The 15,022-nt window shown below is 71.7% G+C and carries 11 protein-coding genes; 3 read left to right on the top strand and 8 right to left on the bottom strand.

What is annotated here, in order from left to right; translation table 11 throughout:
- The first annotated feature begins 11 nt into the window (after positions 1-11).
- Positions 12-734, top strand: a complete 723-nt coding sequence (locus ACFC8N_RS29940) for a Mut7-C RNAse domain-containing protein (RefSeq protein ID WP_362818368.1) — start codon at positions 12-14, stop codon at positions 732-734.
- Here ACFC8N_RS29940 and ACFC8N_RS29935 read toward each other — a convergent pair.
- From ACFC8N_RS29935 to ACFC8N_RS29910, 6 genes are all read right to left on the bottom strand, one after another.
- A complete protein-coding gene (locus ACFC8N_RS29935) occupies positions 731-3,130 on the bottom strand; it encodes a galactose oxidase early set domain-containing protein (RefSeq protein ID WP_362818366.1) in 2,400 nt (799 codons plus the stop codon). The two genes, ACFC8N_RS29940 and ACFC8N_RS29935, sit on opposite strands and share 4 nt — an antisense overlap.
- Positions 3,127-4,296: a glycosyltransferase family 2 protein gene (locus ACFC8N_RS29930; RefSeq protein WP_356026320.1), complete on the bottom strand. Its 1,170-nt coding sequence runs from the start codon at positions 4,294-4,296 to the stop codon at positions 3,127-3,129. Before ACFC8N_RS29930 ends, ACFC8N_RS29935 begins: the two co-directional genes overlap by 4 nt.
- Complete coding sequence (locus ACFC8N_RS29925; RefSeq protein ID WP_362818361.1) at positions 4,293-5,939, bottom strand: phospholipid carrier-dependent glycosyltransferase; 1,647 nt, start codon at positions 5,937-5,939, stop codon at positions 4,293-4,295. Before ACFC8N_RS29925 ends, ACFC8N_RS29930 begins: the two co-directional genes overlap by 4 nt.
- Positions 5,936-7,204 carry a glycosyltransferase gene (locus tag ACFC8N_RS29920; RefSeq protein WP_376291228.1) on the bottom strand — a complete coding sequence of 423 codons (1,269 nt, stop codon included), beginning with the start codon at positions 7,202-7,204 and terminating at the stop codon, positions 5,936-5,938. The genes ACFC8N_RS29925 and ACFC8N_RS29920 overlap by 4 nt, the downstream gene beginning before the upstream one ends.
- A 224-nt stretch (positions 7,205-7,428) precedes the next feature.
- Entirely contained in the window at positions 7,429-9,465 is a 2,037-nt protein-coding gene (locus ACFC8N_RS29915; protein WP_376291226.1) for a thioredoxin domain-containing protein, read from the bottom strand.
- Complete coding sequence (locus ACFC8N_RS29910) at positions 9,446-10,036, bottom strand: ArsR/SmtB family transcription factor (RefSeq protein ID WP_376291224.1); 591 nt, start codon at positions 10,034-10,036, stop codon at positions 9,446-9,448. The genes ACFC8N_RS29915 and ACFC8N_RS29910 overlap by 20 nt, the downstream gene beginning before the upstream one ends.
- 170 nt (positions 10,037-10,206) lie before the next feature.
- Here ACFC8N_RS29910 and ACFC8N_RS29905 point away from each other — a divergent pair, with 170 nt between their 5' ends.
- Together ACFC8N_RS29905 and ACFC8N_RS29900 are read left to right on the top strand one after the other, a co-directional pair.
- Complete coding sequence (locus ACFC8N_RS29905; protein ID WP_376291222.1) at positions 10,207-10,611, top strand: hypothetical protein; 405 nt, start codon at positions 10,207-10,209, stop codon at positions 10,609-10,611.
- 76 nt (positions 10,612-10,687) lie between these two features.
- On the top strand, positions 10,688-13,891 hold the full coding sequence (locus tag ACFC8N_RS29900) for a tetratricopeptide repeat protein (protein ID WP_376291220.1): 3,204 nt from the start codon (positions 10,688-10,690) through the stop codon (positions 13,889-13,891).
- 9 nt (positions 13,892-13,900) lie between these two features.
- Here ACFC8N_RS29900 and ACFC8N_RS29895 read toward each other — a convergent pair whose 3' ends face one another.
- Positions 13,901-14,140: a hypothetical protein gene (locus tag ACFC8N_RS29895; RefSeq protein ID WP_079173157.1), complete on the bottom strand. Its 240-nt coding sequence runs from the start codon at positions 14,138-14,140 to the stop codon at positions 13,901-13,903.
- Positions 14,133-15,014, bottom strand: coding sequence for a mycothiol conjugate amidase Mca (mca, locus tag ACFC8N_RS29890; RefSeq protein WP_356026302.1), 882 nt, complete (start codon positions 15,012-15,014; stop codon positions 14,133-14,135). Before mca ends, ACFC8N_RS29895 begins: the two co-directional genes overlap by 8 nt.
- Positions 15,015-15,022 lie beyond the last annotated feature (8 nt).

Raw genomic sequence — 15,022 nt, 5'->3', positions numbered from 1 at the left:
ATGCTGACGGGGTGAACGCAGCCGAGATCCACGTCGAAGTCGCCCCCGCGCTCCATGTGTTCGTACCGCAGTCCCGGCGCGGTGGTTCAACGGTGCTGGCCACGGACGGCGTCTCCACCCTCGGCCATGTCATCGAGTCCCTGGGCGTCCCGCTGACCGAGGTCGGCGCGCTGGTCGTGGACGGCCGCGAGGTGCCCGTGTCGCACATTCCGCGGGCGGGCGAGCAGGTGCGCGTGCGCCCCGTCGAGCGCCCCCAGCGGGTCCCCGGCGCCCCGCTCCGCTTCCTCCTCGACGTCCATCTGGGCACCCTGGCCCGCCGCCTGCGCCTCCTCGGCGTGGACACGGCGTACGAGTCGACGGACATCGGCGACCCCGCCCTCGCCACCCGCTCGGCGGCCGAGAAACGCGTGATGCTCAGCCGCGACCGTGGCCTGCTGCGCCGCCGCGAACTGTGGGCCGGGGCCTTCGTCTACAGCACCCGCCCCGACGACCAACTCCACGACGTCCTCGACCGCTTCGCCCCCGACCTGCGCCCCTGGACCCGCTGCACGGCCTGCAACGGCCTGCTGAAGCAGGCCACGAAGGACGAGCTGGCCGACCAGCTCAAGTCCGGCACCCAGCGCTCGTACGACGTCTTCGCCCAGTGCACGTCCTGCGGTCGGGCGTACTGGAAGGGCGCGCACCACGACCAGCTGGAGGCGATCGTGGAGCGCGCCCTGTCACAGCACGGCTAACGCCTGCTCGCATCCCCCTTGTCGCACGCGGTTCCGTTCCTGTTCCGGTCCAGCCCCAGCGGGTCGTCGCCGCCGTTGACCTTCAGGAGCCCGTAGCCGTTGCGCTTCAGCCAGGCGCACCGGGCGGCCGTCGTCTTCTGCACCCCGGGCGGGAAGGCCGTCGGCACGCAGACGTTGATCGAGCCGTAGTGCCGGTCGCAGCCGGACAGCGTCGGGCTGACCTGCTGGGACGTGCGCTTCTTGGCGGGCCCCGCGACCTTGCCGGTGAGGCCGTCGGCGAAGGCGTGGATGTGCGGGGACGCGGCGGTCAGGGCCGCCGGGCCCGTCAGGTGCACCCACTGGGCCACCGAGGGCACCCCGTTGGCGTCCACCGCGAAGAGCATGTACCAGCCGGGCGGCGCCAGGTTGGGGTTGTTCGTGATGTTCAGGTCGACGTTGTTGCCGTCGACCGAGAGGGGCAGGTCGACGAAGCGCTGGTTGGGATCGGAGGAGTGGGTGACCGCGGCCGGGCGGATCAGCTCCGCCTTGGCGATCGGGCGATCGACGGTGATCCGCTGGGTGTCGCCGTACTTCCACTCCTGGCTGATCACCGAGGTGATCGTCGGCCGGGGGCCCTTGAAGAGGTAGGGCGGGGTGTAGATCGACACGTTGTGGTTCCAGCTGCCGTTGCCCGGGTTGTCGCCGGTGGCCATCACCCGGCCGTCGGGCAGCAGGAACGCCGAGGAGTGGTAGCCGCGGGACTCGGGGTCGGCGGCCACCTGCTGGAAGGCGTTGGTGGCGGGGTCGTACAGCGAGGACTCGTACACCGGGTTGGCGCGGTTGTGCAGGGCGCCGCCGGTCTCCAGCACCTTGCCGTCGGGCAGCAGCACCGTGGAGACGTACATCTTGCCCTGGCTGCCGGTCTCCGGGACCTTGCCGTTGCCCAGGTCGACCGTGCCCTGCGGGATCGGCGGACCGGCGACGTACGACGGGTTCGCCTGCTTGAGGTCGATCACGTCGGTGAGGCGGCCCGCGTCCGGGTTGGAGTCGATGTTGCCGCCGCCGACCGTCAGCACCCGCTGGTCCTGCGCCGGAGGCAGCAGCACGGACGACGACTGGTCCCGCTGGTCCTTGTTCTGCAGTCCCGGGATCTGGGTCACCGTGTTGGCGCCGTAGTCGTAGATCGCCGAGCCGGTGCCGGGGATGTTGTTGCCGAAGACATGGCTGCCCGTGTAGAAGAGGCGGCCGTCCTGCATGAGGACCATCGCCGGGTACAGGCCCCAGAACGACCAGGTCTGGTTGACCTTCCACGTCGGCAGCCACTGCTGGTCCTTGTCGGACCAGCGCTCGGCGGTCACGGACCCGGTGGAGTCCTCGCGCAGCCCGCCGAAGGTGATGACGTCACCGTTGCCCAGCTCGGTCGCCGACGGGTACCAGTGGCCGTCGTTGAGGTCGTTGGTCCTGGTGTAGGTCTCGGTCTTCGGGTCGAAGATGTACGAGTCCTTGAACCCCTCGTACCCGTGCGTGCCGTTCGGGTCCGGATAGGCCTTGTTGCCGCTCAGCACGAGCACCCGGCCGTCCTGCAACTGCACATGCCCCGCGCAGAACATGTCCTTCGGGGTGGGGATCACCTTGTACGTGCCGTTCACCGGGTCGTACACCGCGCTCGTGAACGTGCCCGCGTTGAAGGCGTCCTGACTGTTGCCGGAACCGGCGATCAGCAGCACCTTGCCGTTGCTGAGGACGACGGAGTGCATGGAGCGGACCGGGTTCTGCGTCGGCAGGACGGACCAGCTGCCGCCCGCGCACTGGTCGTTGGTGCCGGTGCACTGGGCGGGCGGGGTCACGTCCGGGACCTGGTCCATGGTGTAGTCGTCGGTGGTCGCCGAGCCGGTGCCGTAGACGGAGACACCCCAGGTGATGCGGTCGGTGCCGGGCGGGATCTCGGGGGTGCGGACGGTGGCCTGCGTCCAGGCCGAGGCCATGTCGAGGGTCTTGACGTCGGTCCAGTACTGCCAGCCGGCGGTCGTGTCGTGCCGGAACAGCGTGACGTTGGCGTCCGGCGTGGTGGTCTTGTACCAGACCCCGAGGTCGTACTGCTTGCCGACGGTCACGGCCGGTGCGCAGTCGGTGGACTCGGTCAGCATCGCCTTGCGGTCACCGTCGACCCGGCGGGTCAGCGTGACCTTCATGGCCGTCGACCCGGAGTGCGCGTCCGAGGTCGTCTCGAAGCTGAAGTCGTTGTCGCCCCAGCCCGATTTCTCCCAGCAGTACGGCATGCCGTCCGTGCCGGCGGTCTCGAAGCCGGGGTTCTTGATCAGGTTGGCGGCCTCGGCGCTCTGCGGCGCGGCCAGGAGCAGACCGGCGGTCAGGGCGCCCACCCCGGCCAGCGCGGTCCGTCTGCGGTACTTGCTCAAGCGGCTCTCCTTGCTCGGCTCCCCCGGCGGCGGGGGAGGTAGACCAGCGCTTCGGTCCCGACGAAGCGCAGGACGAACGTCATGACCAGCGCGAGTGCGGTGGCCGGCAGGGCGCCCATGCCGAACCGGCCGACGAGCAGCGCGATCAGCGGGATGCGCAGCACCAGGTCGGCGTTGGCGAGCAGCGTGAACCGGCCGAGCCGGTCCCACCAGCGGCGGTGCGCGCGCCGGTCGCGGAACAGCAGTTGCTCGATGAGCAGGAAGTTCCAGGCGACGCCGAACTGGTTGGCGAGGATCTCGGCGGGCACGTAGTGCATGCCGAGGTCGGTGAGCGCCCACAGCCCGGCGAGGTTCGGCACGAACCCGCTGGCACCGATCAGCCCGAAGCCGACCATGCGGGCGACGGGCGAGGCGGTGCGCAGTCCGGCCAGATGGCGCAGGAAGCGGAAGCCCTCCTGCGCGGTCGACTTGGACTCCCCCGCGAACCGTTCCTGGAAGACGAACGGCACCTCGGCGACCCGGCCCGGACGGCTGCGGACGGCCAGCTCCAGGAGGATCTTGTAGCCGAGAGGCTTCAGCACCTCGGCGCTGACCGCGCTGCGCCGGATGGCGAAGAAGCCGCTCATCGGGTCGCTGATGCCGTGCAGCCGGCGCGGGAAGAGGGCCTTGGTGAGCCAGGTCGCGCCGCGCGAGACGGCCACCCGGTAGCCGCCGGCGAGCCCGGCCCGGCTGCCGCCCTCGATGTACCGGGAGGCGACGACGAGCCCGGCGTTCGCCCGCTCGCCGGTGGCCACCAACTCCGGTATCAGGGACGGCGGATGCTGGCAGTCGCCGTCCATGACGACGATCCACTCCGAGGTCGCGGCCTTGAGCCCCTCGACGACCGCCCCGCCGAGCCCGCCGACGGGTTCCGCACGGTGCAGCACGGCCACCGGGAACGGGCAGTCCTGGGCGGCCGCGCGGATCACCTCGGGGGTGTCGTCGGTGGAGTCGTCCACGAAGACGACCTCACAGGGCAGCCGCGCGGGCACCGACTCGGTGATCAGCCGCAGCAGCCGCCGGATGTTCGCGGACTCGTTGAAGGTCGGGACGACGACGGTGACGGCGCCGGGCTCAGCTATCTCTGCGGCGTCCAGGCCGGGTATCGGGGCGGTGTACTCGCTCATCGGGCGCCGCCCACTGCCTGGATCCGGCGGATCTCGATGCGGTCCGGGCCGCTGCCGAAGGTGGCGACCGGCACGGAGTGCTGGATGGCGGCCCTGACACCCGGCAGGTCCTTGGCGTCGCGGCGGACGGTCGGCGAGGCGACGACGTAGTCGATGTCCCGCCAGCCGTGCGGCAGGGTCCTGGTGACGGCCGGGTCGAGGTCGGCCTTGTAGAACCAGATGGCGCCGAGCCCGGGCCGGTACCCGGCGTGCACGAGGTCCAGCCAGAGGGCGTCGTCGACGAGGACCCGGGTGTCCTTCGGGTCCGCCACCTGGGTGCCGAGCCAGTGGGAGGCCTGCCGGTAGGGCTTGTTGGCGTCGGCGGTGACGGCGGTGCGGTCGCCGTCGTACCAGTGCGGCACGACGTAGGCACAGGCCGCGAGGGCGAGCACGGCGACGGCCGCGTACCGGCCGCCGGTGACGTACCGCCTCTCGCCCTCGGTCCGCCGGCGGCGCAGCACCGCGTGTGCGACGCACGCCACGCCGCCCGCCAGCACCAGGGCGAGGAAGGGCAGCGCGCCGATGATGTACATGGCGGGCAGATAGCCGTTCGGGCGCAGGGCGACGAGCGCGAGGACCGCCACGGCCAGGGCCGGTCCGGTGAGCGCGCGGGCGGTGCCGGACCAGCGCCGGGTGAGCAGCAGGAGCAGGGCTCCGGCGAGGCCGCCGAGGGGCAGGACGCGGTCGTAGTACAGCCAGGAGTGGAGCACGCCGTACGACCCCGAGCCCCGGTCGAGGAGGAAGCCGGAGCCCGGCCGGGACATCTGGTAGGTGATGCCGTCCCACAGGGACACGTGTCCGGCGCCGGGGAACAACTCGCCCTTCAGCAGCGCGAAGAGCGGATACGACAGGCCGATCAGGGCGCAGGCGGTGACGGCTCCGGTGAGGGCGAACTTACGGGTGTCGCGGTGGCTGTGCCGCCACATGGTGACGAACAGGGCGGGCAGGACGACGAGCATCGTCTCCTTGGTGAGCACGCTCGCGGCGGCGGCGAGGCCCGCGCCGAAGTGGTGCCAGAGGTGGCGGCTGGGCGAGGCGGCGAGGCAGAACGCCAGCAGCAGCCACATCACGGCGATGTTGTCGAGGAAGATCTCCCGGCTGAGGACGACCGCGAGCGGGGAGAGCCCGAACAGGGCCGTGCCGAGCGCGGCGGCCCAGCGCGGCAGCGAGAGCCGGCGGCCGAGGACGTAGACGAGGACCGCGCTGACGCCGCTGATCCCGAGCATGGCGAGGCGCATGGTGGCGACCGTCATGGAGCCGGGGCTGAGCGCCGAGGGGATCCAGCCGAGCAGGGCTATCTGGATCCAGCCGAGCGGTGGGTGGTCGTACCAGTAGGTGTAGTGGGCGAGGCCCCGGCCCTGCTGGACGGCCCAGGCCTGGGCGAGGTAGGTGCCCTCGTCGTCGCTGAGGGTCGGGTAGTCGGCGATGTTCCAGCCCTGGACGACGAGGATCACGACGAGCAGGGCGCCGCAGAGCAGCAGGTCGGGCCGGGAGGAGCGGAGCCGTACCGGTGGCTCGGCCTGGCCCGCCGGAGGGTCCGTGGGCACAGGCCGGCCCTGCGCGGGGACCGTGGCTGCGGTCACCGCGGGAAGAGTGGAGGTCACGCGGGAACATCCTCTCGGATCGGCTCGGCCGCGGTGAGGTGCGCGCCGACGTGCGAGGTCAACTCCCATTCGTTCCGGCCGCGTTGCTCACGCCACACGGCGCGGATCGCGGCACCGGCGAGGAGGACCTGGTAGAAGGGGCCGCCCACGATGAGCTTGACGTAGTGGGTGAGGCGGACCCGCAGGCCGTACTGGACGCCGAAGTCGTGCAGCCCGACCACCTCGAAGACGAAGGTGACGACGGCGGTGACCAGCGGCAGGAAGGTGAGGAAGGCGACGCCGACGGGCACGTCGAGGAAGAGCGCGACGGCCGCGTTCAGCGGGATGACGACACCGGAGAAGGCCTGCATGAACGGGGTCATCAGGGTGTACCGGGCGAGCAACCGCTGCCCGAATCCCGGGAGTTCGCGCCAGTCCTTCTTCCGGTACACCTGGAGGAAGCCCTGGTTCCAGCGGGTGCGCTGCTTGAGGAGCGACATGAGCGAGCCCGGCGTCTCCTCGCGGGTGACCATGTCGGAGTCGTAGGCGACGACGACCTTCTTGCCGACGGACGAGAGCCGCACGCCCAGGTCGCAGTCCTCGGCCAGGCAGTCGGGGTCCCAGCCGTCGGCCTCCCTGAGGACCTGCGTCCGGACGAAGACGGTGTTGCCGCCGAGCGGGATGAACCCCTTCTGCGCGTGCAGGTGCAGCCGGGAGCGGAACCAGAAGAAGTACTCCAGGCAGTTGCGCAGGCTGTACCAGCTGGAGTGGAAGTTGATGAGCTGGACACCGCCCTGGACGACGTCCGCGCCGGTCGCGCGGAAGGCGTGGTCGACGTGGGCGAGCAGCTCCGGATGGACCTGGTCCTCGGCGTCGAAGACCCCGACGACGTCGCCGCGGCAGTGCGGCAGCGCCGTGTTCATGGCCTTGGGTTTGTTCTTCTTCTCGTGGGTGTCGACGACGACCCGCACGCGCGCGTCACGCGTGGCGGCCTTCTCGGCCACCTCCGTGGTCTCGGGGTCGTCGTGCCCGACGATCACGATGATCTCGAAGTCGGTGTGTGTGGACTCCAGCAGCCGCTGGATGGTGTGGTCGAGCACGGCTTGCTCGTGCCGGGCCGGCAGGAGCAGCGAGAAGGACAGCTGCTCGCCCCCTTCCGGTCTGCCGAAGCGGGTGGAGGCGAGCACCTCGGGCGTGCGCCACGCGTGCATCTGCCACCACAGGGTGAACGCCGCCATCCAGAAAAGGGCAAGCGAGACGGCAGCGATGAAGACAGACGTCAGCAAAAGATCCCCCCAGATCCCCCTGAATCCCCTGAGCGCACGACGGTCGGTCATCACCGGGTCACTCGTCGTGTCGCTGTGGAGATCGTAGGAGGGATCTGTGAAGTGTGGGAGCTCTTCAGATAAATAGCTTGTTTCGGAACGGGGATGCGGTAAGCGGTATCTATCCGAACACCCGCTCACTTTCGGACAGTTGCCGCTTACCGCCTGCCGTGCGTGTCCGCAGCTCAGTGCTCGTTCAGGGCCGTACGCAACCGCTCCGGATCGGTCGTCGGCGCCTCGCACGTGAAGTTACGGCAGATGTAGGCCGCGGGCTGACCTCCGACGAGCGGGCGGTCCGCGAGAAGCGGGAACTCGTCGCTCCCCGCCGCGCCCACGGCGACGACGGCGCCGGGGGCGGTGCCCAGAAGTGCGGTGCGGTGCAAGGCCGTTGCGCTCTTGTCGGGGGTGGTGCCGGTTGCGACGACGGCGATCTCCCGCGGCCCGTCGCGCAGGGCCTCGGCGACGGCGAGCCCCCAGCCGATGAACCGCGGCACACGCGGCCCGAGCGTGGTGACGACCCCCAACGCCCGCTCGGCGGCGGTCCGATGGGGCTCGGATCCGGTGTGCGCGGCGTAGCCGAGCAGCGCGCCCGCCGCGGCGGTCCAGCCGGAGGGGGTGGCGTTGTCGGTGGGGTCCTGCGGGCGGCGGATGAGCCGCTCGGCGTCGGCGGCCGTGTCGTACAGCGCGCCGGTGTCCGGGTCGGCGAAACGGGTGAGCACGTGGTCGAGGAGCAGCCCGGCGAAGTCGAGCCAGACGCCCTCCCCCGTGACGGAGGCGAGCGCGAGGAAGCCCTCGGCGACGTCGCCGTAGTCCTCCAGCACCCCGGCGTTGGCACCGGCGCGGCCGTCCTTGCTGGTCCGGGCGAGCCGGGCGTGCTCGTCGAGGTGCACGCGCACGAGGAGGTCGGCGGCGCCGAGGGCGGCCTCGACCAGGTCGGGCCGGTCGAAGTAGGCGCCGGTCTCGGCGAGCGCGGCGATGGCGAGCCCGTTCCAGGCGGCGACGACCTTGTCGTCCCGTCCGGGCGCGGGCCGCTGCCGGCGCTCGTGGAGCAGCCGCTCCCTGATGGCGGCGATCTTCCCGGCGTCGAAGAGGGTGTCCTGCTGGGGAAGCTGGAGGACGGACTGCCCGTGCTCGAAGGTGCCCTCGTCGGTCACGCCGAAGTACTGGGCGGCGAGGTCGCCGTCCGCGTCCCCGAGGACGGCGCGCAGCCGCTCCGGCGTCCAGACGTAGTACGCCCCCTCGACGTGCCGTCCGCTGCCGTCGTCGCTGTCGGCGTCGAGCGCCGAGGCGAACCCGCCCTGTTCGGTGCGCAGTTCACGGACGAGGAAGTCGGCGGTCTCCAGGGCGACGCGCCGGGCGAGATCGGCCCCTGTGGCCCGCCACAGGTGCGCGTACACGCGGCAGAGCAGCGCGTTGTCGTAGAGCATCTTCTCGAAGTGCGGCACGACCCAGTCGCGGTCGACGGAGTACCGCGCGAACCCGCCGCCCAACTGGTCGTAGATCCCGCCCCGGGCCATGCGCTCACAGGTGTCCCGGGCCATCTGCAGCGCACCCTCGGCGCCGGTGCGCGCGTGGTGCCGCAGCAGGAACTCCAGCACCATGGACGGCGGGAACTTCGGCGCCCCGCCGAATCCGCCGCGCTGCGGGTCGTACTCCCGGGTCAGCCCGAGCAGCGCCCGCGCCAGTTCCTCCTCGCCGGGCACCCGGTCGCCCTGGTGGCTGATCTCCCGCTGGGCGAGGTCGCGCACGATCTTCCCGGCGACCTCGCCGACCTCGTCCCTGCGGGTGTCCCACGCCTGCCGGACCCCTTCCAGCACCTGCCGGAAGGAGGGCATGCCGTGCCGGGGCGCGGGCGGGAAGTACGTGCCGAAGTAGAAGGGTTCGGCGTCCGGGGTGAGGAACACGGTCATGGGCCAGCCGCCCTGCCCGGTGGCGGCCTGCACGGCCTCCATGTAGACGGCGTCGACGTCGGGGCGCTCCTCGCGGTCGACCTTGACGCTGACGAAGTGTTCGTTGAGGTACTCGGCGGTGGCGTGGTCCTCGAAGGATTCGTGCGCCATCACGTGACACCAGTGACAGCTGCTGTATCCGACGCTCAGCAGCACGGGCCTGTTCGTCCTGCGGGCCTCGTCGAAGGCCTCGGCCGACCAGGGCCACCAGTCGACGGGGTTGTCGGCGTGCTGGAGGAGATACGGGGACGTCTCATGCGCCAGTCGGTTCACCGCTCCACTCTCCCACGGGCTCGGGGAGGGCGTAGAAACGCATCATCACCGGGCGCGCCCCCTCGGGCGCCCCCTCGCGCGCGTGCCCGAACCGGTCGAGCAGCGCGTGGTACTCCCTCATGAACGCGAGCAGTTCCTCCCGGGTCAGCCAGGTGCCGTGGCGCTGGATCTGGGCCCAGCCCTCGGGTCCGCGGTACTCCTCGTGGGCGCGCCGGTAGAGGACGGAGTCGAACTCGATCTTGAGGTGGGCCAGTTCCGCGACGGCCGCGTACTCCTCGGGGGCCATGGTGGCCGGGTCGGGGGTGGTGTGGCTGAACGGCAGCGACCGCCACCACCGCTCCCGCCCGCCGGACTTCTCCGGGATCTCCTCGATGAGCTTCTGCTCGGCGAGTTTGCGCAGGTGGTAGCTGGTGGTGCCGGAGCTCTCGCCGAGTTCGCGGGCGAGCACGGTGGAGTTCGCCTCGCCGTGCCGGCCGAGGTATTCGAGGATCCGGCGGCGCAGCGGATTGCCGAGGGACTTGTAGAGGGCGGTGCGCTCCAGGCTGGTCATCTCGGGCATGCCGTGGGTCATGGCGCCACCGTAACCCTGAGAACCCTGAGACGTCCCCGATGATTGCCGAGATTTCTTTGCAGAATTTTCTCTGCGGTCTACGGTGAAGACAGTCGCAGTCCGCAGTCCACAGTCCGGAGAGCGGAGACGCGGAGACCAGGGACGGGAGAGGTGGCGAGGGGGACATGAGCATGGGCGGGAAATGGGCCCTGGTCCTGCTGGGATCGTCGGCGGTGCTGCTGGTGCCGTGGATGGTGGTGCTGGCCATGACACTGCCGGGCAGCGCACAGGTGGACAACTGGCCGCTGGCCTGGATCGGCCTCGACGTCCTCATGGCCGCGGGCTGTGCGGCGACGGCCCTGCTCGGCCTGCGCGCCGACCCCCGCGCCCGGCTCACGGCCTCGGCGACGGCGTCGGCGGCGGTGCTGGACGCCTGGTTCGACATAACGACGGCGGGCACCGGCGCCCCACTGGCCGAGGCGCTGCTGTGCGCGGTGGCGGAGGCGGCCCTCGCGGGAGCGTGCGTCCACTTCGCCCTGGCCACGGACCGCCACCGCCGGCCGGCCGTCGGCACGAAACCCTCACCCCTCCGGTGATCGTCGCACCCTCGCCATCTCGTCCCGCCCGAAGGACACTCGTAGGCAAGGACATTGCCGCCGGAGGGGACGGGACATGCGCGAGAACCATCGGGCGGAGGCCGAACGGCTGCTGGTGCGGGCCGTGGAGGAGGAGGTACGGCGCTCGGGCGGCCGGATCGACGGACAGATACTGCTGTCGCGGGCGCGCGGCGCGCTGGAGGCGATGGCGGGGGCGGCCGGCGAGGAGTACGAGGCGTACACCCACGCGCTCGACGAGACCGAGGCCGGACGGCTGACCTTCGCTCAGCGCTACGGCCGCGCGGGGGCCGGAACCTCCTTACTGGTGGCGGCCGTTGCCGCGGTCGCCGCGGCGGTGACCGACCTGTCCCTCGGCACCGGCACCGGTACGGCCGTCGGCACGGGCGTCGCCGCGGGCGTGGCCGGTGCCGCCGCCTCCGTGGTGAGGGTGGCAGGCTCCCATCTGCCCGCCGCCCACCACCACGCCGGTGCGACGGGGCAGCCCGGCGGGCCCGAGCAGTTGCGGTTGCAGTGGCTGACCGCGCTGGAGGTGCGGGGCATCCGCCCGTTCCTCGACCAGCAGCGGATGCTCAGCGCCTCCACGGGCCCGAAGAAGACCACGAGCCCCACCCTGCGCGGCGCGGACAAGAGCGCGGCGGCCCGCAGGCGCACGGTGCTGGAGCAGTCGTTCGGCCAACTCCCCGAGCCGGACGGCCGGTTCGCGGGCCGCAGGACGGAGCTGGCGCGGATCCGCCAGTGGGCGCAGGCGGCCCGCGCGGCCACCGAGACCCGGCCGACGGTGGTCGTCCTGCACGGCGAGCCCGGCTCCGGCCGGACCACGCTCGCCGTGCGCGCGGCGCACGATCTGCGGGACCACTTCCGCGGCGCCGTGGTCGTGGACCTGCGCGGCGGCGGCCAGGAGCAGGCTCCGCTCCCCACCCGCGACGCCCTGCTGCACCTGCTCAACCGGCTCGGCGCACCCCGCGAACAACTGCTGTTCCGGGAGCGCTCGTCCCCCGACCAGCAGCTCAAACGGCTCTCCGAGCTGTACCACCAGCACCTGACCGGCCTGCCGGTGACGATCGTGCTGGACGACGCCCGCGACCCGGAGCAGGTGCGGGCCCTGGTGCCGGAGCGCTCCGACAGCCTGGTCCTGGTCACCGCCCGCACGGACCTCGACCTGCCCGCGGACCTGCCCGCCTGGGTGCACCACCTGCCGGTCGAGGCGCTGGACGCGGCGGGCGCCGAGGAGTTGCTGAACGCCGCCGCCGAGGACGCCTCGGGCCCCTACGACGCCGACTCCGCCGACCGGATCCGGGACCTGACCGGCGGTCTGCCGCTGGCGCTGCGCGTCGCGGGCTCCGCGCTCGGCCCCCGCTCGCCCCGGCAACTGGCGGCGGACCTGAGCGCGTACGGCCCGGTGGAGCCGGCGGAGCGCGCCCTGTGGCTGCGCTACAGCGACCAGCCGGAGCCCGAGCGCCGGCTGCTTCGACGGCTCGCGCTCGCGGGGCGCGCCTCGCTCGGCGTCGCGGCGGCCGCCGCACTGCTCGCCACGGACGAGGCCGAGGCCACCCGCCGGCTCACCGCCCTCGCCCGGGCCGGACTCCTCGACCATGTGCGCGGCAACCGCTACCGGCTGCACGACGTGGTGCGCGTCTTCGCCCAGGCCCGGCTGCTGGACGAGGAGGACCCGGCCGAGCGCACGGCCGCGCAGGAACGGCTGATCGTGAACTACGCGGATCTGGCCGACTCGGTGCTGCGCCTGGTCGACGGGAACATGTCGACGCGCTCGCACCAGTTCGGCCCGCACGGCTTCACCTCGCTCGACGAGGCGCTGCGCTGGCTGGACGACGAGTCCAGCTTCATCACGGCGGCCCTGCGCCAGGCGGAGGGCGTGAACCAGGCCGCGGTGCTGAACCTGCTGGGCGCGCTGTGCGACTACTGCCTGCTGCGCGGCGACCTGTACCGGCTCGGTGAGATCAGCGAGCTGGCGCAGGCCGTGGACGAGGGGCTGCTCATGCGCTCGGTGCAGTGGCGCACCGGCATCGCGGCCCGGCAGCTGGGCGAGCTGGACAAGGCGCGCACCACCCTCGCCTCGGTGGTCGACCTGTACCGGGAGGCGCATCACGACGCCGGCGCGGCCCGCGCCCTGTGCTCGCTCGGCATCACGCTGCACCACCAGGGCAACCTCACCGAGGCCGCCGCGAAACTCCAGGAGGCGCTGGACCTGCAGGCATCGCCGGAGCTGGCGACCGACCGGGCCTGGACGATGCACGCCCTCGCGGCCGTCCAGCGCGACCGGGCCCGGCTGTCGGAGGCGCTGGAGCTGCTCACCCGCTCCCTGGTCCTGCACCGCGAGGGCGGCTCGGTGCACGGCGAGGCCTGGGCCCACTTCCAGCTCGGCCAGCTGGCCCTGCGCATGGGCGACGTACCGCGCGCGGAGACCGAACTGCGCACCGCTCTGGAGCGGTACGGGCAGACGCGTGACGCGCGCGGCGAGGCCTGGGCGCTGACCCAGCTGGCCCGGGCCCGCCTGGTGGACGGCGACGCCGCGCCGGCCGTCGAGGGCCTGCGGCAGGCGGGCGCCCGGCACCGGGAGAACGAGGACGCGCGCGGCGAGGCGTGGACGCTGTACTACCTGGGCCAGGCACTGGAGGAGTCCGGCGAGCTGGACCACGCGGTGCGCGACCTGGAGCGGTCGCGCACCATGTTCTCCCGCATGCGGGACGTCTACGGCCTGGCCTGCGCCCGGCACCACTCGGCCCGGGTCACCCGGGACCAGCGGGCCGCGCAGACCGGTTCGCTGCGCAACTCCGGCTTCGCCCGCCAGCTCCTCGTGGACGCCCGCGCCGACTTCCAGCGCATCGGCGTCGCCCACGGCGAGGCGTGGACCTGCCTGGAACTGGCCGTGGTCGACGCGGGCAACGCGCGCACGCAGGCGGCGCTGGCCCTGTGCGACGAGGCACGGGACCTGTTCGCCTCCTACGGCGACCTGCGCGGTGAGGACTGGGCCCGCTTCCTGCGCTGCACCCTGCTGCCGTACGCGGCACCGGGCGGTACGGAGGTGGGCACGGCGGTCGCCCAGGAGGAACTGGCCCAGCTGGCCCGCGCCTCGCATCCCCTGCGGGACGAGAAGCTGGCCGAGGGCCTCGCGGCGTACGCCGTGCTGCTGGAGCGGGGCGCCAGCCTGGAGGCGGGCTGGCAGGCCTGGCGCCTGCGCATGACACCGGACCGCCACGCCCGCGAGGTGATGGGAGTGGCGGTACCGGCGGGGCGCTGACGCCCCGGGTCAGCCCCGCTGCGCCGCGGAGTCCGCCTTCTGCTCGGCCTTCGTGTCGGAGGCCTCCTTGAAGTCGACCTTGCCCATGTGCTTGCTCATCGACTTCATCAGGCCCCACACGGCCAGGGCCATCACCGCGAAGACGATGAAGCCGAGGACACCGGGGGTGACCTTGTTCTCGTCCACCTCCTTGGCGAGGGGGACGAGGTGCGTCACTGCCAGGCTCACGCTTGCGCTCATATCAGGCATTGTCGCGGATGCCCGCGAAGAGGTCGTCCTCGGGGAGGGATGTATCGACGAGGGACTTCGCCAGCTCGTACTCCTCCGTGGGCCAGACCTCCTTCTGGAGCTCCATCGGCACCTTGAACCAGCCGCCGTCCGGGTCGATCTGCGTGGCGTGCGCGATCAGCGCCTTGTCCCGGATCTCGAAGAAGTCCGCGCACGGAATGTGCGTGGTCAGCGTGCGCTCGACGCGCTCGATCTCGCTCCAGCGCTTGAGCCACTCGCCGTACGGCGACTCCAGTCCGCGGTCGAGCATCGCCTGGTGCAGCGCCTCGGTGCGGGGGCGGTTGAAGCCCTGGTTGTAGTAGAGCTTCAGCGGCTGGTAGGCCGGGCCGTACTCGCTCTCGGGGTACTTCTCGGTGTCCGCCGCGCCCTCGAACGCCACCATCGAGATCTTGTGGGTCATGATGTGGTCGGGGTGCGGGTAACCGCCGTTCTCGTCGTAGGTGGTGATCACCTGCGGGCGGAAGGCGCGGATCTTGCGGACCAGTTCGCCGGCCGCCTTGTCGATGTCCTCCAGGGCGAAGCAGCCCTCGGGCAGCGGGGGCAGCGGGTCGCCCTCGGGCAGGCCGGAGTCGACGAAGCCGAGCCACTCCTGCCCGACGCCGAGGATCTCGCGGGCCTCGTCCATCTCCTTCTTGCGCACCTCGTGGATGTGCTCCTCGATGTACGCGTCGCCCTGCAGCTTGGGGTTGAGGATGGACCCGCGCTCTCCCCCGGTGCAGGTCACCACCAGGACGTCGGCCCCCTCGGACACGTACTTCGCCATGGTGGCCGCGCCCTTGCTGGACTCGTCGTCGGGGTGCGCGTGTACGGCCATCAGTCGCAGCTGGTCAGTCAAGACTCAAT

The organism is Streptomyces sp. NPDC055966, from assembly GCF_042269865.1.
GTDB lineage: Bacteria > Actinomycetota > Actinomycetes > Streptomycetales > Streptomycetaceae > Streptomyces.
Note: the sequence above shows the minus strand (reverse complement) of the source record. Positions and strands in the feature narration are given on the sequence as shown.